The following is a 25,797-nucleotide window of genomic DNA, read 5'->3' as shown; positions in this document are numbered from 1 at the left end:
TTCATTTTTCTGGACCACTTCTTGGCATGGGGGTATCGACTGATTAACACATTACCCCAACTTCCATGAGTACTCTGCTGCTTCTCGTTGTATCGGCCATCGGCTGCTTCATTTTCTTCTACAAAACCATCGAATGGTTCGAACGGATTTAAACACTCTTTAACATGCTCACTAGCTTGTTCATCATCGCCCTGCTGGTATTCGTGTACATGCTGTATGTACTCATCAAACCAGAAAAATTTTAACCTGAATAGCTCGCACCAGCGGGAGTAACTCAATCGAAATATGTCAACTGAATTAATCGGCGTTATTGTCATGTATGGGCTGACCGTCCTGCTGGCTATACCGCTGGGCAAGTACATTGCCAACGTCTTTAAACCGGAGTCGGCCAACGGGCCGCTGGAGCGGTTCATCTATCGCGTCGGCGGTATCGACCCTACCCGCGAGATGAGCTGGAAAAAGAATCTAACCGCCCTGCTCACTATCAACGCGGTCTGGCTGGCGTTTTCGTTTACCCTGCTGCTGTTGCAGGGGGGGCTGCCGCTCAATCCCGATGGGAACCCGTCCATGACTCCCGATCTGGCGTTCAACACGGCCATCAGTTTTATGGTCAACTGCGATTTGCAACACTATTCGGGCGAATCGGGGCTAACGTATCTGACGCAACTGGGGGGCATTACTTTCCTGATGTTTGTTTCGGCGGCCACGGGCATAGCATCGCTGTTGCTGATCGTCCGTTCGTTTTTACCGAAGGTTGTCGATACGGTGGGTAACTTTTATGTCTTCTTCGTGAAGGCGATCACCCGGATTCTATTGCCCCTTTCGTTCGTCGTGGCTCTGATCCTGGTCTTCAACGGCACTCCCGCTAGTTTTGACGGGAAAGATTCGGTCGTAACCATGCAGGGCGATACCGTTAATGTTTCGCGCGGACCAGCGGCTGGCATGATCGCCATCAAACACATCGGTACCAATGGCGGTGGCTGGTTTGGTGTCAACTCGGCGCACCCGCTGGAGAATCCAAACTACTTCACCAACATGGTCGAGATGGTGGCGCAGGTGCTGCTACCAATCGCCATGCTGTTCGCGCTGGGTTTTCTGATCAACCGTCGGCGGTTTACGTGGGTGGTGTATGGCGTCATGACCCTTGGTATGCTCTGTCTGCTCATCCCAACACTGGTTACCGAAGTGCACGGTAATCCGGCCATTGCGCAACTGGGCGTGAGCCAGCCAACCGGCGCGATGGAAGGCAAAGAGGTTCGGTTTGGCCCGCTGGCATCGGCTTACTGGAGCATTGTCACGACAATCATCTCGACGGGTTCGGTCAACTCCATGCACGATTCGTCGATGGCCTTATCAGGTACGATGGAACTGCTGGGCATGATGACCAACGCCTTCTACGGCGGCTGTGGCGTAGGCTTCCTGAACTACTATTACTACCTGATCATTGCCGTCTTTATTTCGGGCCTTATGGTTGGGCGAACGCCGGAGCTGTTCGGGCGGAAGGTCGAAGCGCGGGAGATCAAAATTGCTTCGATTGTAGCCCTGCTGAGTACGTTTCTGGTCAAGGGCGGCACGGCGCTGGCGGTCTGGTTCTTCGTCAAATATCCCGATGCCGCCTGGGCGGTGAAGCCGTCGGCCTGGCTCAACAACCCCGGTAATCACGGTTTCTCGGAGATATTATACGAGTTCACCTCGGCCAACGCCAACAACGGATCGGGTTTTGAGGGACTGGGCGATAACAATTTTTTCTGGAACTACGCTACCGGTATTGTCCTGATTCTGGGTCGCTTCATCCCAATCATTGGCCCGGTAGCCATTGCCGGTTTGCTGGCGCAGAAGAAGTACGTTCCTGAGTCATCGGGTACGCTGCCAATCGATACGGGCACGTTTGGGCTGATGACCTTCGCGGTGATTCTGATCATCACGGCCCTGTCGTTCTTCCCCGCTCTGGCCCTCGGCCCACTAGCCGAATACTTTAGTCTGAAATAGCGGATTGGGACAACTGACAGGTGATGAAGGTGAGGACTTTTTTAGTAGTAAGTAATACCGCGAACAGCTTCAGTTTCCAAAGGCTCCTCAGTAAGGTTAAATGAGCTGAACAAGCCGATTTTCAGGACTGAACATGGCGGTCTGCGCTAATCCTGGAAATCTATTAAATCATATTAAAATCCCGGTTCTGACACTATAATTATGGCAACGCAAAAATCATCCCCTTCATTGTTCCAGCGTGAGCTTGTGGGCACGGCTATTCGGGAGTCGTTTGTCAAACTTAACCCGGCTGTTCTGATCAAGAACCCGGTCATGTTTACCGTCGAAATCGGCACTGTTGTGATGGTGCTGGTTACGGCCTACATCGCCATCACTGGCGACACGACCCAGGGGTCATTAGGCTATAATGGGTCTATCACCCTCATCCTGTTACTGACCATCCTGTTCGCCAACTTCGCCGAGGCCATTGCCGAAGCGCGGGGCAAAGCCCAGGCCGAATCGCTCCGAAAGACACGGCAGGAAACACCCGCTAAAGTGATTCGCTCTGTAGGGAACATGTATACCAATGAACGGTCGGAGAGCCACACCACCGACGATTCGGTGCAGGTTATTTCCTCGGCGCAACTCGTCAAAGGCGATGTGTTCCTCTGCGAACCGGGCGACATTATTCCCTCCGATGGCGAAATCATCGAAGGGCTGGCAACCATTGACGAGTCGGCCATTACGGGCGAATCGGCCCCGGTCATTCGGGAAGCCGGTGGTGACAAATCATCCGTAACGGGTGGTACGAAAGTGCTGTCGGACCGTATAAAGGTGCAGGTAACCACCCAGCCGGGGGAGTCGTTTCTCGATAAAATGATTGCGCTGGTAGAAGGGGCCACCCGGCAGAAAACCCCCAACGAAATTGCCCTGACGATTCTGCTGGCGGGTTTCACGCTGATCTTCATCATTGTCTGTGTCGCCCTGAAACCCTTTGCCGATTACGCCAATACGCCCATTACCATAGCCGCCCTGATCTCGTTGTTCGTCTGCCTGATTCCCACAACCATCGGCGGGCTGCTGTCGGCCATCGGCATTGCAGGCATGGACCGGGCGTTACGTGCCAATGTCATTGCCAAATCGGGGCGGGCGGTTGAAACGGCGGGCGACATCGACACGCTGCTCCTGGATAAAACCGGAACGATTACCATTGGCAACCGGAAAGCGACCCATTTTTACCCCGCACCGGGGGTCTCCGAAGTTGATATGATTCGGGCATCGGCCCTGAGTTCACTGGCTGACGAAACCCCTGAAGGTAAGTCTATTGTTGAGCTGGCGAAAAAAATGAATAATGTACAATGGTCGATGACTAATGATCAATTTCATTTTCAAATGGGGGATAGCCAGAGCACGCTTCATTATCCATTGTCAATTATTCATTTTGTAAAGTTCACGGCCGAAACGCGCTCATCGGGAATCGATATGCCTGCCGGAGTGAATGGTTCCCCGGTGCGGATACGGAAAGGTGCGACGGATTCTATTCGGAACATTGTCACAAAAGCGGGTAATCTGTTCCCAATCGAAACGGAAAATCAGGCGAAGGAAATAGCTGGTAACGGTGGTACACCACTCGTGGTGATCGAAAACGAGCAGGTGCGGGGCGTTGTCGAATTGCAGGATATTATTAAACCCGGCATCTCCGAACGCTTCGACCGGTTGCGAAAAATGGGCGTAAAAACGGTCATGGTAACCGGCGACAACCCACTGACGGCCAAGTTTATTGCCGAAAAAGCCGGTGTCGATGATTACATCGCCGAAGCCAAGCCGGAAGACAAAATGAACTACATCCGCCACGAGCAAACGGGTGGCAAACTAGTGGCGATGATGGGCGATGGGACCAACGACGCCCCCGCTCTGGCCCAGGCCGACGTGGGTGTGGCGATGAACTCCGGCACTCAGGCCGCTAAAGAAGCCGGGAACATGGTCGACCTGGATAATGATCCGACCAAGCTGATCGAGGTGGTTGAAATTGGGAAGCAACTGCTCATCACACGCGGTACCCTGACGACGTTTTCGATTGCCAACGACGTGGCCAAATACTTCGCCATTGTTCCGGCCCTTTTTGTAGTCTCTATTCCAGCCCTGCAGGCAATCAATATCATGCGACTGCACAGCGCTGAATCGGCGATTCTATCGGCGGTACTTTTCAACGCGATCATCATTCCAATGCTGATTCCGCTGGCCCTTCGCGGGGTCGAGTACAAACCCATTGGCGCATCGGCCCTACTCCGCCGTAACCTGTTCATCTACGGTCTGGGCGGAATTGTGGCTCCGTTTATCGGGATCAAGTTGATTGATCTGGTGGTGGGGTTATTTGTGTAGCGCCGGGCGGGACCGCCCGGTATAGTCATCAACGTAAACAAACTTTTATCATAAACAGCCGGGCATCCTGCCCGGTACTACAATGAAAAATTATATCTCACCAGGCATTCGGCTTACGCTCGTTCTGCTGGTTATCCTCTCCATCGTTTACCCGCTCGTTATTGCCGGGGTTGCCAGACTGGCACCGGGTCAGGGCAAAGGCGAAACCGTTACCGTTAACGGGAAAGTCGTAGGCTATGCACTGGTTGGGCAGAAATTTGCCGAAGACCGGTATTTCAACAGTCGCCCGTCGGCCGTTGAGTACAAGGCTGATGGGTCAGGCGGGTCGAACAAAGGACCGTCGAACCCCGATTATCTGAAGACGGTTCAAGCGCGGATCGACACCTTCCTGGTGCATAATCCGGGCATTAACAAAATCGATATCCCGACTGAGCTGGTCACGGCGTCCGGTTCGGGTCTAGACCCTGACCTGTCGCCCGCAGCCACTAGAGTACAGGTTGCCCGAATTGCTAAAATTCGGGGCATCAGTACTGAACGATTGAATCAATTGGTTGACGAATACACCAGAGGGCCATTGATAGGCTTGTTTGGGCCATCGACGGTGAATGTGTTAAAACTAAACGTGGCACTGGACGCCATAAAGTGAATGATTGATTGTACCGAACAGCTTCCAACTGTTCGGTACCAGGCAAATGAGTACAACAAAACAACCATGAAAAGTAAAGCATACCTTTTTTTAACGACGGCATGGTCTGCGTTTACGCTGCCTGCGCTGGCGCAAACGGCGGCTGATTCTACTGTCAGTACAGTATCATCTGCACAAGCAGGAATCACTTTTGCCGGCTACGTCGAAGCGTATTATTCGCACGATTTTACCGCGCCGAAAACGAATCAGGAACGGCCGGGCTTTCTATACAATCACAAGCGAAACCGGGAAGTGAACGTGAATCTGGCGTTTCTGAAAGGAGCGTACACCAGCGAGCGCATCCGGGCGAATCTGGCGATTGAGGTGGGTACCTACGCTCAATACAACTATGCCGCCGAGCAGCCCTTGCTCCGAAATATCTTTGAAGCCAATGCGGGCGTGAAGCTGAGTAAAACAAAAGACCTGTGGCTCGATGCGGGTATTTTTACGTCGCACATCGGGTTTGAAAGCGCCATATCCAAAGACTGTTGGACCCTAACACGAAGCATATTGGCCGAAAATTCGCCCTATTACCTGTCGGGGGCCAAGCTGACCTACAATACGGCCAATGGCAAATGGACCTTGCTGGGTTCGATGCTGAATGGCTGGCAGCGGATTGCCAGACTGCCGGGTTATTCGGGGCCGTCGCTCAGTACGCAGGTGCAGTACAAACCAAACGCTAATCTTGTTCTGAACTGGAGTACGTTCATGGGCAGCGACCGGCCCGACTCGCTGAAGCAAACGCGCTTCTTCAATAATTTCTACGCCATCATCAACCCGAACAAGAAGGTCAGTGCCATTCTCGGCTTCGACATTGGGTCGGATCGGAAACCGGTGGGTGCCGATGGTCGTCGGGTTGGGTCGGGGAATTATCTGTGGTATTCGCCGGTGGCTATTGTCCGGTACTCGCTGAGTGATGCCGTAAAACTGGCGGGACGGGTTGAGTATTACGACGATAAGAACGGCGTTATCATCACTACCGGAATGCCTAACGGCTTCAAAACATGGGGGTATTCACTCAACGTCGATTACTTCATTCTGCCAAATGCGTTGTTTAGGGTTGAAGGGAAAGTATGTGACAGTCAGGATGCTATCTTCGAAGCGAAGTCAAGTTTGAGTAAGACGAATACATCGCTGACAACGAGTCTGGCGGTGAGTTTTTAACGTCTGGGCCAAGCTCTGGCTTGGCCTTGGAACGATATGCATGGGCCAAGCCAGAACTTGGCCCAGACAAACATGAACCAGAACGCCGAGCATTTTCTGAATCTCCTCCGCCAGTCCCGGCGGGGGAAATTCAAGGTGTATATTGGGATGAGTGCGGGCGTCGGTAAATCATATCGGATGCTCCAGGAGGCCCATGCCCTGCTGCGGGCCGGTATCGATGTGAAAATAGGGTTTATCGAAACGCATAACCGGACCGAAACCCAGGCACTGGTGGCAGGGCTCCCCCTTGTTCCCCGACGACGCTTGTTTTATAAAGGGCGCGAACTGGACGAGATGGATTTACAGGCCATTCTCAACCTGCACCCCGAACTGGTGATCGTTGATGAGTTAGCGCATACTAACATCCCCGGTTCAAAAAACGAAAAACGCTGGCAGGATGTCGTTGAGATTCTCGATGCCGGTATCAATGTAATCAGCGCCGTCAATATTCAGCATATTGAGAGCCTTTATACGTCGGTTCGCAACATCACGGGTATAGACGTGACCGAGCGCGTGCCGGACCGGATCCTGCAAATGGCCGACGAGGTGGTGAACATCGACCTCACCGCCGATGAACTGATTACGCGGCTCAAAGACGGGAAGATTTATGATAAAGCGAAAGTAGGAACTGCCCTGAACAACTTCTTTCAGGTAGAGCGGATTTTGCAGCTGCGCGAACTGGCTCTGCGCGAAGTGGCAACCGCCGTTGAGCGAAAGATCGAAACATCGGTGCCAACCAGTGTGAAGGCGAAGCCCGAGCGATTTCTGGCCGCTATCAGTTCCAACCACGATATTGCCCGGCGGGTTATCCGCAAAACGGCTCGTCTGGCGGCTTATTACAACTCGCGCTGGTTCGTGCTCTATGTGCAGACACCAGCAGAAAACTCCGACCGAATTAAACTGGATCTGCAACGGCACCTGATTAACAACCTGAAACTAGCCACTGAACTTGGCGCGGAGGTGATTCAGGTGAAGGATAGTAATATTGTGAACAGCATTATGGCTGAAGTGGAAAAACGGAACGTCACCACAGTTTGCATCGGGAAGCCGCATCTGACGCTGATTCAGATTATTTTGCGAACCAATGCGTTCAATCAGCTCCTAACCAAACTGTCGGGGTCGGATACAGACCTGATTATCCTCTCCTAGCCATGAGCATTAAAAGCAAAATAGCAGCCGCCCTGGTCTTTCTGTTCGCCATTATCCTTGCGCTGGGTGGCCTCGGTGCTTATTACCTCAACGAACTGGCCAACGATTCGCGTGCGATCCTGAAAGACAACTACATCTCGCTCGAATATGCCAGCAACATGCAGAAAGCCTTGGCCACGATCGCTGATCCTGATCCAGCCGAGCGTCAGCGAGACACGTCTGACCCCGACGGTATTCCGGAATTTGACCAAAACCTGAAAAAACAGGAAGCCAATATAACTGAGGTGGGGGAGCAGCAAACGACAACGGACCTCCGCCGGGAGTTCAACCGGTTACGAAACGGCGATACTAACCCGGTTATCGTGGCGCGTATCCGTCAGCACCTCTTTGCGCTCGAAGATCTGAACCGGCAGGCCATTATCCGGAAGAATGACGTAGCTAAACAAACGGCCAAAGATGCCTTGCTATGGCTGCTTTCTGTGGGGACAGGCTGCTTCCTTATTTTGTTTTCCTTCATCATTAATTTCCCTGGTTATGTAGCCAATCCCGTTCGGGAGCTGACGCGGGGTATCCGGCAGATTGCCAAACGGAATTTTGAAGAACGACTGCACATCGACTCCAACGATGAGTTTGGCGAATTGGCCCGCTCTTTTAACTCGATGGCGCAAAAGCTGGACGAGTACGAACACTCCAATCTGGCGCGGGTACTCTTCGAAAAGCGACGCATAGACACCCTTATCCGTATCATGAGCGAAGGCATTGTGGGTATGGACGAGAACAAACGTATTCTGTTTGCCAACCCGGTCGCCTGCCGGTTGCTGGGCGTTAACGAATCGCAACTGCTGGGCCAGTACGCCCCCGATATAGCCGCGTCGAATGACCTCATGCGAACCCTGATTCAGGATATCATGACCGCAAATCCAGCCGGGCAGGAACGCAACGGCTTTTTGAAGATTTACGATGCTGGCCTGAACGGGGAAGGCAAAGAGAGTTATTTTAATCGGCGTACGCACATTGTAGAGGTGACACCCACGGGCGAGGAGCAGCCGCAACTGGCGGGTTATGTGATGGTCTTAGAGAATATTACACCTTACAAAGAACTGGACCTGGCGAAAACCAACTTCATTGCCACCATCTCGCACGAGTTGAAAACACCTTTGTCGAGCAGCAAAATGAGTCTCAAACTACTGGAAGATAGCCGGATCGGGCAACTGAACGACGAACAGAAATCGCTGGTGGCGAGCATTGGCGACGATATAAACCGATTGCTCAACCTGACGGGCGAACTGCTCAATATGGCCCAGGTGGAGTCGGGGCAAATTCAACTGAACATACAGCCCGTTGCTCCCGCCGATATTGTTACCTATGCCACTAATGCCCTGCGCGTAGCGGCTGAAAACAAACACATATCGCTGGCTTTGACCGCTCCCCAAAACTTGCCGACCGTGCTGGCCGACCCCGACAAAGCGTCCTGGGTACTGGTCAACTTTCTCTCAAACGCCATCCGGCACAGCCCCGACGATAGCGTTATTGAGGTTGTGGCGCGAAAAGCCAATGCATTCATCGAATTTCGGGTGCGCAACTACGGGGCCGGTATCCGGCCCGAGCACCAGAGCCGGGTGTTCGACCGCTACTTCAAAGCGCCGGGACTTCAGCCTAAGGGATCGGGAACAGAGGAAAAAACAACCGGTGGTACCGGTCTTGGTCTGGCCATATCGAGCGAATTTATTCAGAGCATGAACGGCCAGATTGGACTTGATACCACCGTAACGGACGGAGCTGCTTTCTATTTTCGGCTTCCTGTCAGTCAGGAGCTGGTGAATACGCGTAGATAAAGCGGGGAGAGTGCTTATAGATTTATCAACTAAGCTCTCAGATGAATCGAATCAGTACAATTCTATCGTTCTGCTTTTTGCTGGTATTTTTCGCCACTACCAGCCACAGCCAATCTGTTAACTGGAAAAAAGTGAAGGTACTGGTCTACACCAAAAACGGCAAAGGCTACGTCCACGACAATATTCCGAACGCCGTTGCCTGCATCCAGAAGCTGGGCCAGCAGCATGGCTTCTCGGTGGATGTGTCCGACCAGCCAGCCGTCTTTACCGAAGACAACCTGAGAAAGTACACCCTGCTGCTGTTCCCCAGTACCAACAACGACGTGTTCGACACCGACGACCAGCGATTGGCGTTCCGGCGGTACATCGAAGCGGGGGGCGGTTTTGTGGGTATCCATTCCGTGATGGGTACTGAGCGTAACTGGGCCTGGTTCAAACGCATGATTGGCGGCAGCTTCGCCTGGCACCCCAAGTTCCAGAAGTTTACCGTGGAAGTAATCGATACGAAAAATCCATCCATGCAGGGTTTGCCGAAACAGTGGCAGCGGGAGGATGAGTTCTATTTTACCAAAGAGATGTCGCCGGGACCAACCGTGATCATGGCGAACGATCTGACCACGCTGAACAATGACGAACCCGAAAAGGTGAAAATGTTCGGGGGTACTTACACACAGTTGTACCCGTCGGCCTGGTACTACAATTTCGACGGGGGCTACACCTGGTGTACTACCCTCGGCCACGCCAAAACCGATTACCTAAGTGATGAAACGTTTATCAAACACATCTTCCAGGGTATTCGCTACGTGGCCGGTCAGGTAACCAAACTCGACTACAGTAAAGCCTACGCCGATTCCAGAGATACGCCGATCCGGTAACCCTACACAAGTATGATCGATTCTACTACATCACCGCGTCTTACAACCGGCATTCTGGGCAGTGGGCAAATTGGAGCGGCATCCGCAGTGTTAGCGGCCCGGGCGGGGCATCAGGTGCTGCTCTGGACACGCTCTGCCCATAAACAGGCCACAATAGTGGCCGAACTGGATAAACTGTCGGCCTTCTGCGAGGAGCACATGGGCAAACCAACGCAGCCTGCTGGCTCTGTTCAGATCGTTACCGACCTGAGCCGGGTAGAGACCGAAAGTGATGTACTGCTGGAGTGTATTATTGAAGATATGGACGAAAAGGTGGCCTTGCTGAGCCGCCTGACTGCCTGCGTTGATCAGGATAAGCTGGTACTGTCGGCCACGAGTGGGTTATCCATTACCGAAATGGCCCGTCGAAGCGGGCTGGAAAAGGTGCTGGTTGGGGCACACTTCTGGAACCCGCCTTACCTTATTCCGATTGTGGAAGTTATTGCCGGAGAAAACACGCCCGCGCAAAAGGTAGAACAAGCCTGCGCCTGGCTCGACGTTTTGGGCAAACGGCCCGTTCGCTGCCCGGACATTCCCGGTTTCATCGGCAATAGGCTTATGCACGCCCTTTGGCGGGAAGCCCTTGCGCTGGTCGACGCCGGAGCCTGTTCGCCCGCCGACATTGACGCCATTGTCAAGTATACCTTCGCGCTACGGCTACCCGCACTCGGCCCAATGGAAAACATGGATCTGGTTGGACTTGATCTGGTGAACCGGGTGCAGACCTATCTACTGCCCGATCTGGCCGCGAACGCCATACCGGCCGATTCGCTGCGAAACCGACTGGCGGCTGGCCAAACGGGTATGACCGTCGGACAGGGGTTCTACGACTGGCAGGTACGGGATGCTGCCAACGTGATCCGGCAACGCGATCTGACCATTCTACACCTGTTGCGGATGCTGGGCGAACTCCCGGAAAAAACAGATTTATAAGCAGTTTCTTAGCTTTAAGGCCTGTTGGCAACATCCGGATGCCGATCCATCTTTTTTTTTGCGCCCTTGTAACAAACGGACTGTTTGCCGTACTAATGGACAAAAAACAGATGGATTATGCAAACGTTGCTGAATAAATCGTCAAGGGCTTTCTGCCCATATGCCCAATTGCCTATCGAAGCGCTGACCGATGAGCAACTCTATATTCGGCGAAGCAAAACCCGGCAGATGCTGGTCGTCGTTATCTGCCTGATGCTGCTGGTTGTGATGATGGCGTTCGTAGTAGAGCAGTACTTTCTGATGGCTACTTCGGCCGGTATGATTCCCGCACTCGACGACTACGAGAAAAAAAGAAAAGCCATTGCCAACCAATTGCGCAAACGAAATCTGCGTTGACGCTCCAGGACGAATTTATCGAACAGATACAGAAACACCAGGCGTTACTCAATAAACTGGTGTTTCTATATGCTGATCAGACCGAAGACCGGCACGACCTGCACCAGGAAATTTTACTTCAGGCGTGGCGGTCGTACCCGGCTTTTCGGGGAGAGGCCAAGTTTTCGACCTGGCTCTACCGAGTTGGCTTGAATGTCTCTCTGACCCGGCTCAACAACCGGCAAAGACAGTCGTCGGTCGAACTAGACGAGACCTTTGAAGGTAGCCCGACTACGTTTGAGTCCGACGACCAACTTCGGTACATGCTCCAGCAGTTCAACACGCTGGACAGAACGCTGTTGGTCATGAGTATGGACGGCTACACAAACGACGAAATTGCGGAAACAATGGGCATAAGCTCCGGTAATGTGCGAATCAAACTGCATCGAATCCGACAGAAAATTAACAAGCTATGGATCTGACAGACCGCTGGAATGCCATGGACTGGCAAGCGTCGGAGTTTTCGTATGCGAAAGCCGATCTGCTGGCCGAACTCAAAAGACAATCGAAAAGCGACATTACCCGTCTGCTGAACTCTTATCGACGGTCGTACGGGCTCATGCTGGTGTTTACTGTTGTAACACCCCTGTTTGGCTTGCTGAAGCCCAATGATCCGGCGTATCTGCTATCCATTGGCCTGATCTGGGCCTACTGCCTGATACTGACCGGATTTTTGCAGGTAAAATTCGCACGGTTCAGACTGCCGGATTTATCCATGCAAACGCCCGATGCCATTCGGGCGTCGCTCGCACTGGTTCAGTCGATCAATCGGTTCGAGGCTAATTTTGTGGCTCTGTTCGCCCCGTTCGTTTTTCTGGGGAGCCTGTTGGGCATACTGATTTATAAAGGGCGTACCGTTTCGGATCTTGTTCATAACCCCGTCGCGCTCACCATCATTATCGGTTCGACTATCCTGATCGCGCTATTCAGCGGAAGGCTTCAGAAATTTAGTACGAATCGGCAATGCGCGGCCCTGATCAGGAAGCTGGAAACAAACCTGCAGGCACTGGAGCAAGCCTGATCGGTGGTAAGTAGCCTAAAACAGTTGTAGTACCAACCGGGGAGCCTGGCCAAATCCGGCCCTGACTAATCCGAATGAGCGCGAATTCACGTTAAATAAGCGGGGCTCAGGGTTAGTTTTCGGCCTGTATCCACTTACTGATTATAAAAAGGACATTTACCTAGCAGTTACGCTCTCACATGAACAATTACATCCGGTCCGGCTTTATAATGGGACTTTCTCTGGCTATGTCGGGGAATCTGTTTAGCCAATCCAGTACCATGACACAGACCGATTCTGAAACGCTTATTGCGCCAAACGCAACGCTTCAAAAGATATCCAGTCAGTTTAAGTTTACCGAAGGACCTGCCGCCGATAAAAAAGGCGCGGTCTATTTTACGGACCAGCCCAATGACAAAATCTGGAAATACGATGTTGACGGGCAGTTGTCGCTGTTTATGGACAAGACGGGGCGTTCAAATGGCATGTACTTCGATAAAAAGGGTAATCTGATTACCTGTGCCGACGAAAAAAACGAGATATGGTCCATAAGCCCCGATAAGAAAGTTACCGTCCTGTTCACTGATTTTCAGGGGCATAAACTCAATGGCCCTAATGATCTGTGGCTCGATTCAAAAGGCGGTATCTATTTCACGGACCCCTACTACCAGCGCGATTACTGGGAGCGTAAAAAGCCGGAAATCGACGGGCAGAAAGTATATTACTTACCCAAGGGCATGAAGGAAGCAAGGGTCGTTGACGGCGATTTAAAACAGCCAAACGGTATTATTGGTACGCCCGATGGCAAGCATCTGTTCGTTGCCGATATCCGGGACAACAAAACGTATCGATACGATATACAGGCGGACGGAGCGCTGATAAACCGTGAGTTATACGTAAGTCAGGGGTCTGATGGCATGACGCTGGACAACAAAGGAAACCTGTATATAACGGGGAAAGGCGTAACGATCTACGGGCCGGACCGGGTAAAAATCACGAACATTCCGGTGCCATCAGGCTGGGTTGGTAATGTCTGCTTTGGCGGTAAAAACCACGATATGCTTTTTATTACCGCATCGGAATCGATTTATACCCTACAGATGAAGGTAAAGGGAGCCAAGTAAGCATACGGGGCTGGCGCGGGCGAATGCCCGCGCCTTTATAACTCTATTGCTACCCGGACGGTTATCTTCCTGCACCCAACCGTTACGCCATTGAAAAAGGTAGCGCCTGTTTTCCGGCTTCTCAGGCAAGCGTTCATCAACCTACAGACAAATGACCCCATTCGTATGGCAGGGGCCACGGCTTTCTTTTCCTTCTTCGGGTTGCCGCCTATCGTCATTATTCTTAGCCGGGTTTTGAGCGGTCTGTTCAACGACCATTACCAGCGCATCAGCGGACAGTTATTCGATGAACTGGCCGACCTTTTCGGGTCCAGAAGTGCCAATCAACTGGAAGATATTTCGGAACGGCTGCAACTGCCCAAGCCTGATATAGCCCTGACGGCCCTTAGTCTTTTGCTGCTGCTGGTCGCGTCGACCACCTTATTCACCATCGTCAAAAACTCACTCAATCAGCTCTGGAACGTAAAGCGCAAAACCGGGCGTCAGGCGTATCGGGTCCTCGGCGATAAGCTGATTGCCCTGGCAATCATTCTGGGTTCTGGCCTACTGTTCAGTATATCGCTGGCACTGGAGCAGTTGATGAGTCAGGTGAGCAGCAGTCTGTCGCTTTCCTCGCTGGTGTACTATCGGGAAATAATGACCCTGGGCCACCAATTTGTTTCTATTCTGATCCGGATGGTCTGGTTCGCCATACTGTTCAAATTTCTGCCCGATGTGAACATACCCTGGCGGGTTGTCTGGCCGGGGGCGTTCTTTACAAGCCTGTTGTTCAAGTTTGGGGAGTGGGTCCTTGATAAGCTGCTGATAACGAGTTCGGTAGGGCCTATGTACGGACGGTCGGGGGCAATTATTCTGGTATTGCTCTTCGTGTTTTATGGCGCCCTAATGTTCTATTATGGGGCCGCTTTCACCCGTCAGTATAGCGAGTGGTCCCATTTGGGTGCAACGCCAACAAAGAGTGCCATCGCGTATACCATTACAGAAGTAGCGTCGTCGGATAATAAAAAAGAGTAGTTATGGGCGTCTATATTGGTACATCGGGCTGGAGTTATGACCATTGGCAGGGCGTATTGTACCCGAACCCAACCCCCGTGGCCAAACGGCTGGATTATTACGTGCAAAAATTCCAGACGGTTGAACTCAACAGCAGTTTTTACCGCTGGCCCAAACAAACGACGTTCACTGGTTGGGAGCAGCGCTTGCCCGACGGCTTTCTGCTGACGGTAAAAGCACCCCGAGGACTGACCCACGCCAAAAAGCTGTATCAGCCTGAAGTTTGGATGGAGCGCATCAAAACCTGCTGGCATGAGCTAAAGCAGAAGCGGGCCGTTCTGCTGGTGCAACTGGCTCCTCAGCAGGCGTATGACTACGACCGGTTAGCGTATTTTCTGGATCAGATACCGCCCTGGCTACATACCACCGTGGAGTTTCGGCATCCAAGCTGGAACAACGAAGTCGTTTTTTCTCTCCTTGAACAGCATCAGGTTGCGTATTGCATTATGAGCGGTGCCAGGTTGCCCTGTATCCTGCGCGTTACGGCCCCGTTTGTATACGTGCGTATGCATGGCCCCGATACCGAGTATTTGTACGGCGGCTCCTATTCCGATACCGATCTGCATTGGTGGGCCAGCCGAATTAGGGAGTGGGCGGGGATGGGAAAAGATGTGTTCGTTTATTTCAACAACGATGGTGGAGGCAACGCCGTACGAAATGCCCTGGCTCTACAGCAATTAGTCGGGTAATTACCGGGTAGCCAGTCCGTAAGCGTACGGGATGTGACTGAGTTAGACTTTTATCTTCATGGCCCAAATCGCCAAGCCAGTCAGAAAGGGAACTAGTGACATTGGCCAGTATCCATAGCATCGTGTTCATGACAGAGGCAATGTTAAGAAATTGTTAAGTTGCCTCCACGAAACGGACAAAGCCGCGTTTGGTTTACAAGGTATGGCCCGTGCCTGACTCATCCTCCAGCTTTTCAGACGCATCTTTAATGGCTTCTTCAACCGAATGAGACTGGCGAAGGTCCGACGCTTTTTTGGTGATTTCGGCCATCGTCTGGTAGTGCTGCTGCAAGACGGCCAACTCTTCCTCAGTCAGGTTCTCGACCGACACCAGCCGGTTACTGGCTCCTTTGGTCGCAGCTATGAGTTCATTGAGTTTCAATTGAACCGACATCGACTCCTTATTTTGCGCTTTCTGAATTAGAAACACCATCAAAAAGGTAATAATGGTTGTGCCGGTGTTGATAACCAATTGCCAGTCTTCTGAATAACCGAAAATAGGCCCGCTCAAAGCCCAGATGATGACTGTGGCTAGGGCCAGCAGGAAAGCTGCCGAGCTGCCCGTGGCTCGCGCGACAGCTGAAGAAAAACGCTCTAAAAGGCCTTTGCTGGCAGGTGTTGAGGATTGGGTTTCCATAAAAAGGTATCTGTTCGTGTACAGTGAATTGTACTGTATAAAACAGGATAAGAATACCTTTGTCTTGCTTTAATTAATTTTTAACCGGGGCGTTGACCCGCAGCGGTTCCTGCGAGTTGATAACTAAGCTGGTGCTGGATGCGCACAAACTAACCCCGTAATAGGGTTAGCCGCCAACCCGTCTGGGAAACAGCTGCCGGGTAGGCGTAGTATGATTAAAAAGAGGGAAGGTGAAAAAAACAGATGTGGATAGATATTGTCGCGGCTCATGCGCATTGACATGTCAAAATTAAAGCTATTTTTTAATTAATCAATAACTTTATATATGTTAATAAATAGTTATAAAGTTACTTATCGGGTGTTCTTATAACTTGAGAGGCAGTTAGTTAGCGTTATTTAGGTAAAGGCAGTACGCTACCAATCAATAGGTAATGCCGTTTACTCAAGTAATTGAATAGGGTAAAAGCCAGACTATTTATAGACGTCTAACGTCTATAAATAGTCTGGCTTTTACCCGCGCAAAAACAGGATATTTATTAATTGGATACTTGTACGAAGGTAAGTGTGTCTAGTTTGTATCGCGCTTCTTTATGGTTTGAATAACTTTACCGTTTTCAACGAGCCGGGTTTTCAGCACGGTTTGCTTCGGGATGCTAAGCAACAGCAGAGGCTGAGCAGGCGATTGTAAGGGAGATTTGGTAACGGTGGTATCTACCATACGAATGTACCGCACGGTAAGCGTTGAGTCTTGTACAAATACGCGGCTAATCGAAAGTTTCGGGGGTGTTTTTGTAGGAGCCAGGGCGATTCCAATGGCCATTTCCCGATCAAAATTGGGGGCGTCGGCTTTGCGTTTGCCTGTAGGTGCTGCTTGCTGAAACACCTGCTTGAACGTATCGTCCTGCTCGAAGACGAAAAGAGTGGGTTTCCCTTTAGTAAGGGTGGCGTTGCTGTTTAGTAGATAACCGGTGAGTAATCGGTATTTGAGATTGGTTTGAGCCAGCGCGAAGAAACTTAAAGATAAGCTGGCAATGAAAAACAAAAGAACGCGGAAACAATGATTAAACGAAGAGGAAGAAAACATATTCAGACAAAAACAAAGTAATGACACTTCTTTGGTAACGTCTGTTTTCCTTATTCTGTGTACAGGAGAACAAAAAAATGATCGCTGCTTACTTTATTCATCCCACAGAATCTGTCAGATTATAACCACAAAAATCCTAGGAAACGTCTGGGCCTGTGATGATAGGGGGTAAGTTTGAACTGGTTTCTGCGCAATCGGTACCGATAGTAATGCGTTCCTACCCGGAGGGTTGTGGCATTAGAAAGAAGGGATGGGTCGAGGTCGTCCTCCAAGGTATGCAAACTTCCGTTTGTCTGGTTGGCAATGGTATAATAGGCTGGTTGAAACGCCTGAGTCGTATCGCCACCGGTGGTGCCGCACAGGATAACATGTACAGGTTTTTTAACGGACTTCAGTAAATTCATATCTTTAACGCCACTCAAATTATCGGCTATCAGAATCAGGTGCCGGGCTTCGGGGAACTCTTTCTGAGCCGCCAGAAGTGCTTCGATCGTGTTTTCTGCATCATCGGTGTTGTACACCGTGTTGCGGGCAGCCTCCAGCATAATTGGCAATACACGAGCTGTTGCGGTCTCACGGCCAATGTACATCTGTCCGGCGGGGCCGCCTGGATAGGTTTGCCGACCGAGGCTGTCGCAGTCGGTAAAAAACAGCATTCCCTTTAGAGCGGGATGGCTTTCGTTTTTAGTAAACCAGGCGATCAGCTGGGTCGTATACGGGTACATGCTCGTAGTAAGATCGCACACGATCACGGCATCCGGCCAGTTACGGACATTGCGGTCGAGGGTTCGGTAAGACGTTGAATCAAAGCCAAATTTTCCCGTTAGCACTTGCCGGGTAATCGCTGTTTCCTCGGGACTTAGCGCAACCCGCCGGTGATGAATTGAATTGTTTAGCCCGACAGGCAGTGGGCCAAACGCCTTTATAGACATTAATTGAGCCGGTGCTTGTAACCAACGCGGCCCTTGAAAAACCGGGCGGTTGGCAGAATGGACGCTGTTACTTCTTTGCTTACGTTTATCTGGTTCATCCCTCGACAATAGGGAAACGGGTCGTTCCCGATGATTGGATGGCTCCGTCGTAACGGACGCGGCAGGTCTGCTAACGGTTATGGTCCGGTTGAATGGCAGCATTGCCGTCCGGTAAACCACCCAACTCAAAAAGCACACCACTAGTCCTGCACAGCCAATGACAATACCTCGACGCCACCAGCGTCGACGCCGGATACCACGCTGTACCTGCGCCCAGCCCGCTGGTTTCTCATCGGGGCGGTAGGCATCAAGCGACCGGCGTACCCAGTCGTGCAGCTGTTTATCGTCCGGTTCGTTCATGGTTGATGGTGGTTTGAGAGGCCAGTGCCCGGCGTAATCGACGGTTAGCTTCGGTTAAGTGTGCCCGCGAGGTACTTTCTGCTATGCCCAGTTGTTCCGCAATTTCCTGGTGGACGAATCCATCCAGCACGTATAGACTGAAGACCAGCCGGTAAGGGGTGGGTAGTTGGTGGAGCACGGTGATGATGTGTTCCGCCGACAACTGCGCAAAAATAGCGTCGTCGTTCAGATACGGTTCCTCCAGGCTATGTTCAACAACGTCAGTTGACACATCGAACGCCCGCTTTCGGCGCTTACGGTAATAGTCAATGGCGGTGTTAACCACAATTTTTCGCAACCAGGGGAGTACGGATTCTTCATTTTTTAGGGTGTCTATGCTTCCAAAGGCTTTCAGGAAGCTGTCGTTGACCAGTTCAAGAGCGTCTTCCCGGTCGCTGGCATAGGCCAGTGCAACCGAGAGGGCATAGCTATAAAAACGTTCATAAAACGCCTGCATGGCTACCTCCCGACCCCGTCGGCAACCCTTAAGAATATCGGCTAATGAAGTGTCAGCCAAGAAAAGAGAGCAGTTGAGTATGAATTACTGGCAATTTGAATAGGTATAGGTTTCGGCGGTCGTGTAATCCTGTGAAACCGCAGCCGGGTTCGGGTGTTTGGCTGTAATAACTGTAGTTGTTACTAACCCCTGGCTGTTGGTCTGACTAACCGAGCTTCGGGTAACGAACGTTTCTATCGTTTTGCTGACGCTATTCCAGTACGAATTAGTAGAGGTCGATAATACGCCTGTCTGGCCAAATTCAGACGCAGGAACCGTTACCGGAAAACCCTTGAATACGGGCAGAGAAGCAATGGATGGTTTGGCGTCGCTCCAGGTTTGGGTCGTCATAACCGTGAGTGTATCGCCCACATAATCTGCTGCTTTTGTCTGGCGGTTCTGGCTGTCATATTCCCAGACCGTTTTGTAGTTGCCCGCGGTGCTATAACCTGTCACGAGACCATTTACGATGGTAAGTGGCCGATACTCGGCTGTTCCGGATCGCTCAACATAGTCGACCAGCCTGTTCTTTGTGTACGTCCAGATACATAGAGGGCCGGTTGGGTTTGCTGGAATTTCTTTCGTGATTGCCGGGTCATAGGTATAGGTGCTGAGCGACGTTTTTTTGGTTAACCCGCCGGATGCATCATATTCATAAGATTCTGTCGTGTTTGTAGTTACGCCATAAGCACCAATATTTTTGGTGACAGCGGTTGCCAAGCGCCCGTTCGTATACGAATAACTAGAGGCTATTGACACGGTTGCTATGTTCGTTTTATTACCGGAAAGAATATCTGTTGTCTTCTGCTGCGAAGTTGAGGCTGTTAAATAACCGGCTGCATCGTAGCTATACGCAACCGTCGTTGTGCCGGTTTGCGTGCCAGCGGTTCCGGTGGCGGGTCGCTGATCGAGTGTGGTAACTACGTTTGTTAAATTACCCTGCGGATCATATTGGTAATTGGTTTGCCTGGTTGAGTTAAGGCTTGTAGATGTTGTTGTTGCCCTGTACTGCTGAATTCGGCAAGTGCCCTGAGCGGTAGGCGTCTGTTCCTGGCGGGTACAACCACCCGTAAACCAGCCAATGAGTATAGAGCCCAGCAGGGCATACAGGACAGAAAGAATCGTTTTCATGCAGCCAGAAAAGTTGTCAGGTTTAAGAAGGGTAACGTGAGAAAACCCACTACTAGCCTGGACGACTAATTGGTAGAAAACGCTGGCAGAAAATGCAAATAATTTTAGTGAAGGTATGTTTCAGATCGATTTAGGCACGAAATAGACCTTTACACCGTCTAATTCTGCTTGGCTTCCGGACTTGCCGGATTCTGAATGGTCATTCCCGCTACGTTAAAACAGGAGTTTAGGTTATCGCTCTTGCATTCGAAAAGATCGAAGGATTCAACCCCCTTGTCTAACCGCTCGAAATACAGTACGAATGGTATTTTTTCGTCATTCTTGATGTCGCGGGTTTCCGGCGACATAGGTATACCTTCCGTTTTAACCAGGGCGTACGTTTTCTTGCCATCGGCCGATGCCAGAACGGCCTTTGGATTGAAGGAGATGCTGCTGGTGCCGTAGTAATTATTATTGCGGTCGTTGGGGTCTTTACCAAAGGTCATGTACAGGACCGTATAGCTGGCCGTCAGCCGGATGTCTGTTACCCTGATATCCGGGTCCTGTGAGTGACCAAGCCCACCCTGCGGGTCGGGGTAAAGCCGGGGCGTACTCACCGATACCGGTTGGTTAGGCTGGTAGTACTCCGCGCCATCGGCTGGCGCATTGATGGCGGCCGGCCGATGGCTGGTGCAGGCTGACGCTAACAGAAGGAGGGCGACGAGGGCTTTCATAGAGTTAATTTACGTCCTTTCGTCCAAATAACCAATAACTTACCGTGTCTGTTTTTCGGTGATTTCGGTGGCTATCGTGTCCCATATCCGGTCGTAAACGTCCGTGGCGGTCATGGATTCGCCCACGTTCTGGCTACTTACGTAAACCGGGTGGTATTCGCGGGGGGTATCGATCCGTCCGTGCGATCCTTTCACGAGGGTAGCATCCAGCGAAATAACGTTCATCAGGTATCGGAAGCCAAGCAGTTTACGGCCCAGCTTATACCCAGCCTTGAGTTTAATAAGCGGATTAGTCTGGTCCATAAACATCTCCGCGGGGTCGTAACCGGGTTTCTGGTGAATAGCCACTAGGCGGGCATAGTCCGGGGCGCGGGCATCGTCGAGCCAGTAATAGTAGGTAAACCAGCTATCGGCATCGGCCACGACGACGAGATCGCCGGAGCGTTCGTGGTCAATGTGGTAATCTTTCTGTTGGTCTTTGTCCAAAACCAGCTCAATGCCCGGCGTTTGCTCCAGCAGTGTCCGCACTTGCTCAAAGACGCTCGGGTCGTTGATGTACACGTGGGCAATCTGGTGATCGGGGGTGGCAAAGGCGGGAGATGCTCCGGCGTCGAACATCTCCAGTCCACGCTCTTCGCGGTAACGAATCATACCGGCTTCGCGCAGAATCCGGTTGATGTGAATGGGCTTGCTTACGTTCGTAATACCGTATTCCGACAGCACGATGATCTCGGCACCCTGCTTTTCGTAATACTGAATCAGGTCGCGGCAAACATCGTCGATTTCGCGGAGGTCGTTGCCTATTTTCGAGAAATCCTGTCCAAACTTCTGAAGGCAGTAATCCAGGTGAGGCAGGTAAATCAGCGTCAGGGTTGGGTTGTGCCATTTGTCCACCAGCATGGACGCATCGGCAATCCAGCGGCTGCTTTTGATGGTAGTGGCCGGTCCCCAGAACTGAAACAGCGGAAAAGTACCGAGTTCTTGCTGGAGCCGGTCGCGGAGGTCACCGGGATGGGTATAGCAGTCAGGAAGCTTCATGCCGTCTGACGGATACTGCGGCCGGGGCGTAGCCGAGTAGTCGGCGGAGGAGTACATGTTGTACCACCAGAACATTTTGGAGACAGTAAAGCTGGGGTCAATTTTCTTGGCCCGCTCCCAAATCTTTTCGCCCGCCACGAGCTTGTTGGACTGTTTCCAGAATTTTACTTCCGAATCGGTACGGTCGTACCAGCCATTGCCAACAATACCCGTTTCGCTGGGCCATTTGCCGGTAACGTAGGTTGACTGCGCCGACGTCGTTAGGGCGGGCAGCATGGGATCTATAGTGGCCTGGTGTTTACCGGCAAACCACTGTTTCAGAAAAGGCGTGTGCTCGCCAATGAGCGAATACGACAGGCCAACAACGTCGAGTACTACGGTCTTTTTCATAATGATGAATAATGAATAGTGGATAATGAAGAGTGGATAATGGTACTACTAGCTCATCATTCTTCATTATCCATTGATTTAGACACCCACTTCATTTCTCGTTCAATCGAATCAATCAGCTCTTTTTTCAATTCGTCCGGCAGCACCCCCCAGGTGTAGGTTTCTACTTCCATCTGGTTGGTAAAGCGTCGTTCGGCCTGTAACTGAAGTACCTCCCGAATGTCATCCTGCGTAGACTGCAACACGCCATAGTCCGATACGAACAGCGGAACGTGGAAATGTGCCCGCCATTCGGCATGAGTGTCGTCCAGCGCGGCCAGCGCTTCGGGTAAGTCCGGGTAGCGGAGCAAGGTGCCGGATGTTGTTCGGGCTACCACCTGATGCAGGTACGTAGGTTCATTAAATTGCTCAAACGCCTGCCGAACCGCTTGCCGTCCCGCCGGATCAGCCGGAAATTCAGCTTTTAAAGCGGCACTGATCTGAATTTTACCGACGCGCAGACCATAACTTCTGAGTTTGTCCAGCACATCAGCGGCCCGTTCGTAGCCTACTGCAAAATGGCACACGTCGTAGCATAACCGAACGTGTTCGCAAATGGTGGCTTCGGCTTCTTCGTCGGTCAGTCCAAATTCGGTGCTGAACTGGTCGATGCCCATGGGGAGCAGATAATCCGTAAACCAGCTGATAAACTCGTCGGATGTTTCGATAACGCCGTCCGGTTCGGGCTCCAGGTCGAGGTGCATGAGCCGGTCGGTCTGTCGGCGTAACCGAATCAGGTCTGCTACTACTTCGAGGACATTCTGAGTCGTCTGAGAGTAGATATAATCACGGGCCGCCGGTTGATCCCATTCAAACCAGTGCCGGTAGGAGAGGGGTGAGGTAGATACGCCCCCCTGTATGCCGTTGCCCAGCTCATCGACCGGCAGCAGCACCGATAAAATCCGGAACAGCCGTTTGGTGTACTCGACCCTTGCTTCGGTAGTCCAGTCGGGCGTATGCACCTGATCTTTAACGGCGGTATCGTGAAAGCCACCGAAGGGGAAGCCGTTCATGGTGAAAACGTAACACTCGTTTTCGGCCAGCCAGTGCTGAAAGGCGATTAGATTTTCGGGAATTTCCAGCTCTTCACTGGCTGCGTTAGACAGCCGTAATCCAATGCCAAAGGGCGCATCGGGCGAAAGCCGCTGTTTCAGCGCCGGTATGGCTTGTTGCAGGGCAGCAAAGTGGTCTGTCCAGGTTTCGCCCGCATGAATATTGGTACAGTAACCCAGGTGTCCGAGAAGCGTTTTCATAAAACAGTAGTAACAGAAAGCGGCCCGTTTTTAGAACAGGCCGCCCCGGTTAACGATAAGACTAAACTGTGGTTGATAATTCGTGCTCGCGCAGGGTGGCAATCGCCTGCCGAATTCGGTCGGCATCCATCTCATGCACTTCAACGCCATAACCGAGACCTTTTAGCAGCATGATGGTCAGTTGTCCCCCCAGGTGCTCCCGGAACTCCGACAGCCCTTTCAGGACGCCCGCGCTGTTATCGGCATCGAGCATGGGCTGATAGAGGGAGAAGCCCAGGGTACGGAGCGTAGCCAGAATACGGTTGGTGTCGACTTCGGTGAGCCAGCCGAGTTGCTGCGAATACAGGCTGTCGAGGGCAATGCCAATGGCAACGGCTTCGCCATGGCGTAGCTCGAAGTTAGTAAGCTGCTCCAGCTTGTGCGCGCTCCAGTGACCAAAGTCCAGCGGTCTAGACGAACCCATCTCAAACGGGTCGCCCCCGGCAATGTGCTGAAGGTGCATGTCGGCGCAGCGGTGAATGAGGTAACTCATAACCGTCATATCGCGGGCCGCCAGGGCTTCGGCGTTCGTCTCGATCCACTCGAAGAATGCCCTGTCTTTGATGAGCGCAACTTTGATGGCTTCCGAAATGCCCGCCCGCCAGTCGCGGTCGTCGAGCGTTTGAAGAAATTCGCTGTCGTTGAAGACCGCTACGGGTGGAACAAACGTGCCGAGGAAATTCTTTTTGGCCTTGTAGTTAACGCCATTTTTCACCCCCACGCCCGAATCGTTCTGCGAAAGAACGGTGGTTGGAATACGGATATGGCGAATACCCCGGTGCGAGATGGCGGCTGCATAGCCCACCAAATCGAGAACGGAGCCGCCCCCGATAGCGGCTACATACGAGTGGCGGTCAATACCATATGTATCAACAGCGGCTACAATTTTTTCGACCAGGTCAGGGTCATTCTTGGCTGCTTCGCCCCCCGGAATAAGCAGAAAATCAGGGACAAGCTCGACAAGGTTGGTATGGTGAGAAAAATAAGATTTTATCTTTGCGGACAAATCAGGATGTGAGTCGATGACGCCTGAATCAACGACGAACAAGAGTTTTTTCTTTAAATCACCGGTGGCCTGTTGAGTAAAAAAATCGGCGAGTAATGGATTGGTACTATCAAAAAGTTTTCCGGTAAAGAAGACGTTGTAGACGAATTTAACCGTGAAAGACTGCTGCAAATGACTCATCTCATTATGATGTAAAAACTCAAAATTACCCAAAAAACACCAGCATTGCCTAAAAAAGTCCCGCACTTTACATTCATTTATCAGGAGATTTCATGAGTTTGGTTAATTCGGTTGATTTGGTAAATTATTGACCTTTTTACGGTTACAGAATTGCCTGCTGTGGCCGTAAACCATCCGTACCCGTTTATCTTTGCGGAATCATCTTTTTACAGCTTTCATATGTCTCGTATTGCTCTCATTACCGGCGCAACCTCTGGCATTGGCCGTGCTACGGCTAAAGCATTTGCCGATCTGGAATATCGTCTCATCCTTTGCGGTCGTCGGCAGGAACGTCTGGCCGAACTGGAAGAACAGCTTGGTGCACAGACGGCTGTGACTACCCTCAGTTTCGATGTGCGCGACTGGACCGAAGTCAGTGACGCCATCAGCAGCCTGCCAGATGAGTGGAAGGCCATTGATATTCTGGTGAACAATGCCGGAAACGCCTTTGGGATGTCGCCCATTCAGGATGGCGATGTTGCCGACTGGGATCTGATGATCGACGGAAATGTGCAGGGGTTACTGTATGTGTCGAAGGCCGTAACGCCGGGAATGGTAGAACGCCAGCGGGGCCACATTGTCAACCTGAGTTCAATAGCGGGCAAGCAAACTTATGCCAATGGGGCTGTGTACTGCGCCAGCAAAGCCGCCGTGGAGGCCATCAGCACGGGTATGCGGCTGGACCTCACCCAGCATGGTATTAAAGTGACGAACATTGCGCCCGGTGCCGTTGAAACGGAGTTCTCGGTGGTGCGCTTTAAAGGCGATTCCGAACGGGCGGCTAAAGTATACGAAGGGTTTTCGCCCCTCACCGCCGACGATATTGCTGATACGATTGTGTACGCTGTAACGGCTCCGGCCAACGTCACCATTGCCGATATGACTATCCTGGCTTCGGCGCAAGCCGCTGCTACGACGATTCATCGGAAGTAATAGTTTCTTTAAACCTATAGGGTCATAAAGATCTTATAGG

At 51.7% G+C, this 25,797-nt stretch carries 25 protein-coding genes; 16 read left to right on the top strand and 9 right to left on the bottom strand.

Annotated features, from left to right (window positions below; all coding sequences use genetic code 11):
• Nucleotides 1–164 precede the first annotated feature (164 nt).
• The 15 genes from NT073_RS29960 to NT073_RS29890 all read left to right on the top strand — a co-directional run bounded on the left by NT073_RS29960 (nt 165) and on the right by NT073_RS29890 (nt 15,370).
• Nucleotides 165–245 (top strand): potassium-transporting ATPase subunit F, encoded by an 81-nt coding sequence (locus tag NT073_RS29960; protein ID WP_297382152.1) that lies wholly within the window; start codon nt 165–167, stop codon nt 243–245.
• A gap of 40 nt (nt 246–285) precedes the next feature.
• Nucleotides 286–1,989, top strand: a complete 1,704-nt coding sequence (gene kdpA, locus NT073_RS29955; RefSeq protein ID WP_297381539.1) for a potassium-transporting ATPase subunit KdpA — start codon at nt 286–288, stop codon at nt 1,987–1,989.
• A gap of 201 nt (nt 1,990–2,190) precedes the next feature.
• Nucleotides 2,191–4,350, top strand: coding sequence for a potassium-transporting ATPase subunit KdpB (gene kdpB, locus NT073_RS29950; RefSeq protein ID WP_297381537.1), 2,160 nt, complete (start codon nt 2,191–2,193; stop codon nt 4,348–4,350).
• Between the two features lie 82 nt (nt 4,351–4,432).
• Nucleotides 4,433–4,996 (top strand): K(+)-transporting ATPase subunit C, encoded by a 564-nt coding sequence (locus NT073_RS29945; RefSeq protein ID WP_297381535.1) that lies wholly within the window; start codon nt 4,433–4,435, stop codon nt 4,994–4,996.
• Nucleotides 4,997–5,062: 66 nt separating this feature from the next.
• On the top strand, nt 5,063–6,199 hold the full coding sequence (locus tag NT073_RS29940) for a porin (RefSeq protein ID WP_297381534.1): 1,137 nt from the start codon (nt 5,063–5,065) through the stop codon (nt 6,197–6,199).
• Nucleotides 6,200–6,271: 72 nt separating this feature from the next.
• A complete protein-coding gene (locus NT073_RS29935) occupies nt 6,272–7,387 on the top strand; it encodes a sensor protein KdpD (protein ID WP_297381533.1) in 1,116 nt (371 codons plus the stop codon).
• A 2-nt stretch (nt 7,388–7,389) separates the two neighbouring features.
• Nucleotides 7,390–9,222, top strand: coding sequence for an ATP-binding protein (locus tag NT073_RS29930; RefSeq protein ID WP_297381532.1), 1,833 nt, complete (start codon nt 7,390–7,392; stop codon nt 9,220–9,222).
• A gap of 41 nt (nt 9,223–9,263) precedes the next feature.
• The gene (locus NT073_RS29925; protein ID WP_297381531.1) at nt 9,264–10,097 is read left to right on the top strand and encodes a ThuA domain-containing protein; all 834 of its coding nucleotides are present in this window, start codon (nt 9,264–9,266) and stop codon (nt 10,095–10,097) included.
• A gap of 12 nt (nt 10,098–10,109) precedes the next feature.
• On the top strand, nt 10,110–11,069 hold the full coding sequence (locus NT073_RS29920) for a 3-hydroxyacyl-CoA dehydrogenase NAD-binding domain-containing protein (RefSeq protein ID WP_297381528.1): 960 nt from the start codon (nt 10,110–10,112) through the stop codon (nt 11,067–11,069).
• Between the two features lie 117 nt (nt 11,070–11,186).
• A complete protein-coding gene (locus tag NT073_RS29915; protein ID WP_297381527.1) occupies nt 11,187–11,465 on the top strand; it encodes a hypothetical protein in 279 nt (92 codons plus the stop codon).
• Nucleotides 11,462–11,926 carry a sigma-70 family RNA polymerase sigma factor gene (locus tag NT073_RS29910; RefSeq protein ID WP_297381525.1) on the top strand — a complete coding sequence of 155 codons (465 nt, stop codon included), beginning with the start codon at nt 11,462–11,464 and terminating at the stop codon, nt 11,924–11,926. Before NT073_RS29915 ends, NT073_RS29910 begins: the two co-directional genes overlap by 4 nt.
• Nucleotides 11,917–12,525 carry a hypothetical protein gene (locus NT073_RS29905; RefSeq protein ID WP_297381522.1) on the top strand — a complete coding sequence of 203 codons (609 nt, stop codon included), beginning with the start codon at nt 11,917–11,919 and terminating at the stop codon, nt 12,523–12,525. Before NT073_RS29910 ends, NT073_RS29905 begins: the two co-directional genes overlap by 10 nt.
• A gap of 179 nt (nt 12,526–12,704) precedes the next feature.
• Entirely contained in the window at nt 12,705–13,628 is a 924-nt protein-coding gene (locus NT073_RS29900) for an SMP-30/gluconolactonase/LRE family protein (protein WP_297381520.1), read from the top strand.
• 90 nt (nt 13,629–13,718) lie between these two features.
• Complete coding sequence (locus NT073_RS29895) at nt 13,719–14,642, top strand: YihY/virulence factor BrkB family protein (protein WP_297381517.1); 924 nt, start codon at nt 13,719–13,721, stop codon at nt 14,640–14,642.
• Nucleotides 14,643–14,644: 2 nt separating this feature from the next.
• Nucleotides 14,645–15,370: a DUF72 domain-containing protein gene (locus tag NT073_RS29890; protein ID WP_297381516.1), complete on the top strand. Its 726-nt coding sequence runs from the start codon at nt 14,645–14,647 to the stop codon at nt 15,368–15,370.
• 193 nt (nt 15,371–15,563) lie between these two features.
• On the opposite strand, the gene NT073_RS29885 is transcribed toward NT073_RS29890, so the two are convergent.
• The 9 genes from NT073_RS29885 to NT073_RS29845 all read right to left on the bottom strand — a co-directional run bounded on the left by NT073_RS29885 (nt 15,564) and on the right by NT073_RS29845 (nt 24,785).
• Nucleotides 15,564–16,046: a low affinity iron permease family protein gene (locus NT073_RS29885; protein ID WP_297381513.1), complete on the bottom strand. Its 483-nt coding sequence runs from the start codon at nt 16,044–16,046 to the stop codon at nt 15,564–15,566.
• Between the two features lie 568 nt (nt 16,047–16,614).
• Entirely contained in the window at nt 16,615–17,130 is a 516-nt protein-coding gene (locus NT073_RS29880) for a hypothetical protein (protein WP_297381510.1), read from the bottom strand.
• Nucleotides 17,131–17,249: 119 nt separating this feature from the next.
• Nucleotides 17,250–18,461 (bottom strand): hypothetical protein, encoded by a 1,212-nt coding sequence (locus NT073_RS29875; protein ID WP_297381507.1) that lies wholly within the window; start codon nt 18,459–18,461, stop codon nt 17,250–17,252.
• A complete protein-coding gene (locus NT073_RS29870) occupies nt 18,442–19,017 on the bottom strand; it encodes an RNA polymerase sigma factor (protein ID WP_297381505.1) in 576 nt (191 codons plus the stop codon). Before NT073_RS29870 ends, NT073_RS29875 begins: the two co-directional genes overlap by 20 nt.
• 24 nt (nt 19,018–19,041) lie before the next feature.
• Nucleotides 19,042–20,127 carry a hypothetical protein gene (locus NT073_RS29865; RefSeq protein WP_297381502.1) on the bottom strand — a complete coding sequence of 362 codons (1,086 nt, stop codon included), beginning with the start codon at nt 20,125–20,127 and terminating at the stop codon, nt 19,042–19,044.
• Nucleotides 20,128–20,285: 158 nt separating this feature from the next.
• On the bottom strand, nt 20,286–20,840 hold the full coding sequence (locus NT073_RS29860) for a hypothetical protein (RefSeq protein WP_297381500.1): 555 nt from the start codon (nt 20,838–20,840) through the stop codon (nt 20,286–20,288).
• Nucleotides 20,841–20,879: 39 nt separating this feature from the next.
• Nucleotides 20,880–22,268 (bottom strand): nucleotide pyrophosphatase/phosphodiesterase family protein, encoded by a 1,389-nt coding sequence (locus NT073_RS29855; protein WP_297381498.1) that lies wholly within the window; start codon nt 22,266–22,268, stop codon nt 20,880–20,882.
• 56 nt (nt 22,269–22,324) lie between these two features.
• Nucleotides 22,325–23,560 (bottom strand): metabolite traffic protein EboE, encoded by a 1,236-nt coding sequence (eboE, locus tag NT073_RS29850; protein WP_297381496.1) that lies wholly within the window; start codon nt 23,558–23,560, stop codon nt 22,325–22,327.
• Nucleotides 23,561–23,621: 61 nt separating this feature from the next.
• On the bottom strand, nt 23,622–24,785 hold the full coding sequence (locus NT073_RS29845; RefSeq protein ID WP_297381492.1) for a 3-dehydroquinate synthase: 1,164 nt from the start codon (nt 24,783–24,785) through the stop codon (nt 23,622–23,624).
• Between the two features lie 219 nt (nt 24,786–25,004).
• Between NT073_RS29845 and NT073_RS29840 the strand changes: the two genes are divergently transcribed.
• On the top strand, nt 25,005–25,757 hold the full coding sequence (locus NT073_RS29840) for an SDR family NAD(P)-dependent oxidoreductase (RefSeq protein WP_297381489.1): 753 nt from the start codon (nt 25,005–25,007) through the stop codon (nt 25,755–25,757).
• Nucleotides 25,758–25,797: the final 40 nt, after the last annotated feature.

Origin of the sequence: Spirosoma sp., assembly GCF_026391055.1 — a bacterium.
Taxonomy (GTDB): Bacteria; Bacteroidota; Bacteroidia; order Cytophagales; family Spirosomataceae; genus Spirosoma.
Note: the sequence above shows the minus strand (reverse complement) of the source record. Positions and strands in the feature narration are given on the sequence as shown.

Bases quoted from the DNA above. Each gene is read 5' to 3' on its own strand.
- NT073_RS29960 (WP_297382152.1), top strand. From the start codon at position 165: ATGCTCACTAGCTTGTTCATCATCGCCCTGCTGGTATTCGTGTACATG.
- kdpA (WP_297381539.1), top strand. From the start codon at position 286: ATGTCAACTGAATTAATCGGCGTTATTGTCATGTATGGGCTGACCGTC.
- kdpB (WP_297381537.1), top strand. From the start codon at position 2,191: ATGGCAACGCAAAAATCATCCCCTTCATTGTTCCAGCGTGAGCTTGTG.
- NT073_RS29945 (WP_297381535.1), top strand. From the start codon at position 4,433: ATGAAAAATTATATCTCACCAGGCATTCGGCTTACGCTCGTTCTGCTG.
- NT073_RS29940 (WP_297381534.1), top strand. From the start codon at position 5,063: ATGAAAAGTAAAGCATACCTTTTTTTAACGACGGCATGGTCTGCGTTT.
- NT073_RS29935 (WP_297381533.1), top strand. From the start codon at position 6,272: ATGAACCAGAACGCCGAGCATTTTCTGAATCTCCTCCGCCAGTCCCGG.
- NT073_RS29930 (WP_297381532.1), top strand. From the start codon at position 7,390: ATGAGCATTAAAAGCAAAATAGCAGCCGCCCTGGTCTTTCTGTTCGCC.
- NT073_RS29925 (WP_297381531.1), top strand. From the start codon at position 9,264: ATGAATCGAATCAGTACAATTCTATCGTTCTGCTTTTTGCTGGTATTT.
- NT073_RS29920 (WP_297381528.1), top strand. From the start codon at position 10,110: ATGATCGATTCTACTACATCACCGCGTCTTACAACCGGCATTCTGGGC.
- NT073_RS29915 (WP_297381527.1), top strand. From the start codon at position 11,187: ATGCAAACGTTGCTGAATAAATCGTCAAGGGCTTTCTGCCCATATGCC.
- NT073_RS29905 (WP_297381522.1), top strand. From the start codon at position 11,917: ATGGATCTGACAGACCGCTGGAATGCCATGGACTGGCAAGCGTCGGAG.
- NT073_RS29900 (WP_297381520.1), top strand. From the start codon at position 12,705: ATGAACAATTACATCCGGTCCGGCTTTATAATGGGACTTTCTCTGGCT.
- NT073_RS29890 (WP_297381516.1), top strand. From the start codon at position 14,645: ATGGGCGTCTATATTGGTACATCGGGCTGGAGTTATGACCATTGGCAG.
- NT073_RS29885 (WP_297381513.1), bottom strand. From the start codon at position 16,046: ATGGAAACCCAATCCTCAACACCTGCCAGCAAAGGCCTTTTAGAGCGT.
- NT073_RS29880 (WP_297381510.1), bottom strand. From the start codon at position 17,130: ATGTTTTCTTCCTCTTCGTTTAATCATTGTTTCCGCGTTCTTTTGTTT.
- NT073_RS29875 (WP_297381507.1), bottom strand. From the start codon at position 18,461: ATGAACGAACCGGACGATAAACAGCTGCACGACTGGGTACGCCGGTCG.
- NT073_RS29865 (WP_297381502.1), bottom strand. From the start codon at position 20,127: ATGAAAACGATTCTTTCTGTCCTGTATGCCCTGCTGGGCTCTATACTC.
- NT073_RS29860 (WP_297381500.1), bottom strand. From the start codon at position 20,840: ATGAAAGCCCTCGTCGCCCTCCTTCTGTTAGCGTCAGCCTGCACCAGC.
- NT073_RS29855 (WP_297381498.1), bottom strand. From the start codon at position 22,268: ATGAAAAAGACCGTAGTACTCGACGTTGTTGGCCTGTCGTATTCGCTC.
- eboE (WP_297381496.1), bottom strand. From the start codon at position 23,560: ATGAAAACGCTTCTCGGACACCTGGGTTACTGTACCAATATTCATGCG.
- NT073_RS29845 (WP_297381492.1), bottom strand. From the start codon at position 24,785: ATGAGTCATTTGCAGCAGTCTTTCACGGTTAAATTCGTCTACAACGTC.
- NT073_RS29840 (WP_297381489.1), top strand. From the start codon at position 25,005: ATGTCTCGTATTGCTCTCATTACCGGCGCAACCTCTGGCATTGGCCGT.